The following is a 3,610-nucleotide window of genomic DNA, read 5'->3' on the forward strand; positions in this document are numbered from 1 at the left end:
TATAAGAGACAGGTACATTTATCAACAAAAATGTTATTATTTAATAATAGTAAAGTGCTGATATTAAGATTCAACAGTTATCATGGGATACCCAAAATACTGGAAAGAACTAGCCAAAACCATCAAGGAAAAAACTAATTGGTGTTGTCAGAAATGTAATCGCCTTTTACCTCCAGATCAACCAAAGGAATCCCGTACATATCTACAAGTTCATCACTGGAATCGTGATCCATCAGACAATAGACCAGAGAATCTAGTAGCTTTATGTCCAAAATGTCATCTTAGTTATCATCGTGGTGGTAAGGGTAATATTTCTGTGGGGCAATTGTCGTTGTTTGATTTGTCAGGGTTTGAGAATCGTTAAATTTTCTTGGGGGAAATTTTGAGTGGTTTGCTTGCAGCATTGAGTATTGTTGCATTTACAAGCATCCCAACTCTACTTATTTTTAAACCTACTGATAGTTGGGGTTGTTTACATAACCCCTCGAAAAGAAGAATTGAGAGTTTAATGGCTGAAAAGTGGCAGATATATATCTCATTACTCCTTAGACCTTTATTATCCATCTGTTTATCAAGTCATGAGTCTACATTTTCCCTATTCCCCCTTTTCGAGGGTTTATACAAAAAAACCCAAGGTGGGAGAATTTGACCGAAGTGGTAAAATTCGGATGCAATTTAAAATACATGGAGAGAAATTTGACTTCTAAATCTGGTCAGGAACCGTTTATAGTACCCAAAGAAGTTGAAGACCTTAATAAACTCTACGTCTCATACTTTCGGACTGCTCGTACACTTCATTATCTAGTTGGAGTTCTAGGTTTGATATTTTCACTAGTAGCTACTTCAGGATTTGGAGGCAGTGAAGTATCGCGAGGATCTGCACTAGGATCAGGGTTGTGCTTTGGCATAATGGGATTCGTTGATCCAAACTCTAGGTATAAAAAATGTGTAAAAGCCGCAAGAATCCTCAATCTTGCCACCCTTCGATACAAATACGGTGAAATATCACAGGCTGAACTATTTTCCGCTGTTGAACGTGCTGAAAAATTAGTAACTGAACTTGAGGAAATGGAAGAGAGTTCCTTAAATAAGCACCTAGAGGAGCGAAATAAACCTATCTAGTTGGTAGCAAACCGAGATACTTGTAAAAACCTGCAAGATGGTCTGGAAACTCTTGCTGTGTCTAGGTTTCAGCCAAGCGCGTACATTTCTACCGGTTTGGCAGGGTGGCAACTGAAAACCTTTATTGGTAATACTTTCAGGCTATCTTGCCCTTGGTAACAGGAACGCTAGACTCGGTGGATTTATGGGAAAACCACTGCCAAATTTTCTTAGAGGAAAAGAAATAAGGAAAACACTGGCACATTTTCTTAGAGGAAACCTGTAGGCTAGGAAAAACCTAGAATAATTGTTAAATTAGTTATGAGAATATAGGTAGTAAGAACACATCTTCCCATAAGTAATGGCTGACTCTACCGATATCGGTGAAATAAATTCTGTCTCTTTATCCTTGACTGCTCCTGTACCCCTAACTGAACACCCCGCCGCTGTTTACCTTGCTTCTTTGGGTGCGGGTTCTCGGCGGACTATGGAACAAGCCCTGAATGCGATCGCCAACATCATAACTGCTAACACTTGCGATGCTCTGACCCTGGACTGGTCTAAACTCCGCTACAAACACACCGCTGCTGTGAGGGTGATTTTGATGGAAAAATATGCCCCGGCAACTGCCAACAAAATGCTTAGTGCTTTACGTCGGGTACTCAAAGAAACTGTGCGTTTGGAACTGATGGATGCCAACGATTTCGCTAGGGCTGTTGATATTCCCTGTATTAAATCTGGGAGGGAACTCAAGGGTCGGTGTCTATCAGAGGGTGAAATTGATGCCCTAATGCAAGTATGTTTTGCTGATCCAACTCCCATTGGTTATAGAGATGCGGCATTAATAGCAATTCTTAGAGGTGCAGGTTTACGTCGGGGGGAAGTTGTGAATTTAAACTTGAGTGATTTTAAGGCTGGTAGTCTCAAAATCCTCAGTGGTAAGGGTAGTAAAGACCGCACTGTTTATTTACCAGATGGGGCGGTGACGGTGGTGAAAGATTGGTTAAAAGTGAGGGGACCAGAAGCGGGGGCATTATTTTGTCATATTAATAAGGCAGGTGTGGTTACTCTACGACAACTTTCTTCTCAGGCAGTATTATTGATTTTGGAGAAACGAGGTAAAGAAGCTGGGGTTAGTGAATTTTCACCACATGATTTCCGCAGAACTTTTATTTCTGATTTATTAGATTCTGGTGTTGATATTGTGACTGTACAGAAATTAGTAGGTCATGCCACCACTGACCAAACTGCTAGATATGACCGTCGGGGTGAAGAAACCAAACGGCAAGCGGTACAATTTCTTAGTATTCCCAAACGTCGTTAATTCTACTGTTTGATTGGATAATACAACCCATCTTGAAATTTCCATCCTAAACTACTGGGATCTCGATTCCTGGACCAACTGATAAATTCTTTTTCAGTTTTGGTTTCCCGTTCTGTAGTTAAACTCTGCTGTGTCACCCCCAACCGTTGCGCTAAGTTCTCAGGAGCAAATTCTTTGATTTCTACTGCTTGTTGATACTGGTAGGGATACCCTGACCGCCGGGGTCTAGAATTACCACCACCGTATTTGCCAGAAGCTATTGCTTTTTCAATCTTTTCCAACTGTTTACCAAGCACTTCCAATTTAGTGGCCACCAGTTGATCTTGTTGGCAAAGATGGGTTTCCAGTTCCCCCAGCTTCTCCTCCACCTGCTGTAATTCGTTAGTTGCTTCCAGTTTTACACTGCTATCGAACTGCGCTATCAATTCCTGTAATCCTTGCAGTAACGCCGTTGTGTGACCGTCGCGGTGGATTTTGGCTAGTTGCCGTACTACCGGAATTAGTACAGTCGGCACGCGGATCATTTCACTGGGTGGGGTCTTGTTATTCATGGCGATATCAGTTTTGATATCAATTATAGTCTGAAGTTTCCTCTAAGAATTTCTCAAACTCCGTTGTCGGTTCGCGGACAAAGTGAAAATGTCGCAGACTATGTGAAATTTTGTTGCGGACTAATTGAAAATATGGGCGTTGCTGATTAAGAGTATGATTTTATTTCACGCATTTCACGCAGAGACGCTCCAGGCGCAGAGAGTAAGAAGTTCATTTTTTTGACATATCTTGAGACGAGAGTGCAGTCCAGTTCAATATTTAATTTCTCCCAAGAATCTCGGCTTCTGGAAAGTTGTTTGACCCCACAGTAGTTAATGAAAGTGGGGTTTTGTTTTCTAAAACTCTGAGTTACTTTCTAACCATTGTTCTAAATCAGTGATAGAGGAGAAATCCAAGAGCACTTCACCAAGTAATTCTAACTGCTCAATTGTCAATGTCCGAATTGTCTCAATGAATGATGATTCAATTTCACCAATTCGCCGATTTAGTTGGCGGATAATTATTTGTTGTTCACCTTTTAATTCACCGCGTTCCATTGCTAATTCTTCTGTTGGACTAATAAAAGGCATTTGATTTTCCTCCTCCAAATAGACATCTCCAAAATAGTAATATTTTATGGTAAAAGAATATAAT

General features: G+C 40.7%; 5 protein-coding genes. 3 read left to right on the forward strand and 2 right to left on the reverse strand.

Annotated features, from left to right (window positions below):
* The first annotated feature begins 82 nt into the window (after window positions 1-82).
* The 3 genes from IQ228_RS23265 to IQ228_RS23275 all read left to right on the forward strand — a co-directional run bounded on the left by IQ228_RS23265 (window position 83) and on the right by IQ228_RS23275 (window position 2,425).
* Window positions 83-364, forward strand: coding sequence for an HNH endonuclease signature motif containing protein (locus IQ228_RS23265; protein WP_015081606.1), 282 nt, complete (start codon window positions 83-85; stop codon window positions 362-364).
* A gap of 332 nt (window positions 365-696) precedes the next feature.
* Window positions 697-1,122 carry a hypothetical protein gene (locus IQ228_RS23270; protein ID WP_193964588.1) on the forward strand — a complete coding sequence of 142 codons (426 nt, stop codon included), beginning with the start codon at window positions 697-699 and terminating at the stop codon, window positions 1,120-1,122.
* Window positions 1,123-1,462: 340 nt separating this feature from the next.
* Window positions 1,463-2,425 carry a site-specific integrase gene (locus IQ228_RS23275; RefSeq protein WP_193964590.1) on the forward strand — a complete coding sequence of 321 codons (963 nt, stop codon included), beginning with the start codon at window positions 1,463-1,465 and terminating at the stop codon, window positions 2,423-2,425.
* A 2-nt stretch (window positions 2,426-2,427) separates the two neighbouring features.
* Here IQ228_RS23275 and IQ228_RS23280 read toward each other — a convergent pair whose 3' ends face one another.
* Together IQ228_RS23280 and IQ228_RS23285 are read right to left on the reverse strand one after the other, a co-directional pair.
* Window positions 2,428-2,976 carry a hypothetical protein gene (locus IQ228_RS23280; protein WP_193964592.1) on the reverse strand — a complete coding sequence of 183 codons (549 nt, stop codon included), beginning with the start codon at window positions 2,974-2,976 and terminating at the stop codon, window positions 2,428-2,430.
* A gap of 336 nt (window positions 2,977-3,312) precedes the next feature.
* Window positions 3,313-3,610: DUF4351 domain-containing protein (locus IQ228_RS23285; protein WP_193964594.1), on the reverse strand; the 298-nt coding region annotated here is incomplete at its 5' end.

The sequence above is a fragment of the Dolichospermum sp. LEGE 00246 genome (genome assembly GCF_015207865.1).
Lineage (GTDB): Bacteria > Cyanobacteriota > Cyanobacteriia > Cyanobacteriales > Nostocaceae > Dolichospermum > Dolichospermum heterosporum.

Coding starts and splice junctions, on each gene's coding strand:
- IQ228_RS23280 (WP_193964592.1), bottom strand. CDS start 2,976: ATGAATAACAAGACCCCACCCAGTGAAATGATCCGCGTGCCGACTGTA.
- IQ228_RS23275 (WP_193964590.1), top strand. CDS start 1,463: ATGGCTGACTCTACCGATATCGGTGAAATAAATTCTGTCTCTTTATCC.
- IQ228_RS23265 (WP_015081606.1), top strand. CDS start 83: ATGGGATACCCAAAATACTGGAAAGAACTAGCCAAAACCATCAAGGAA.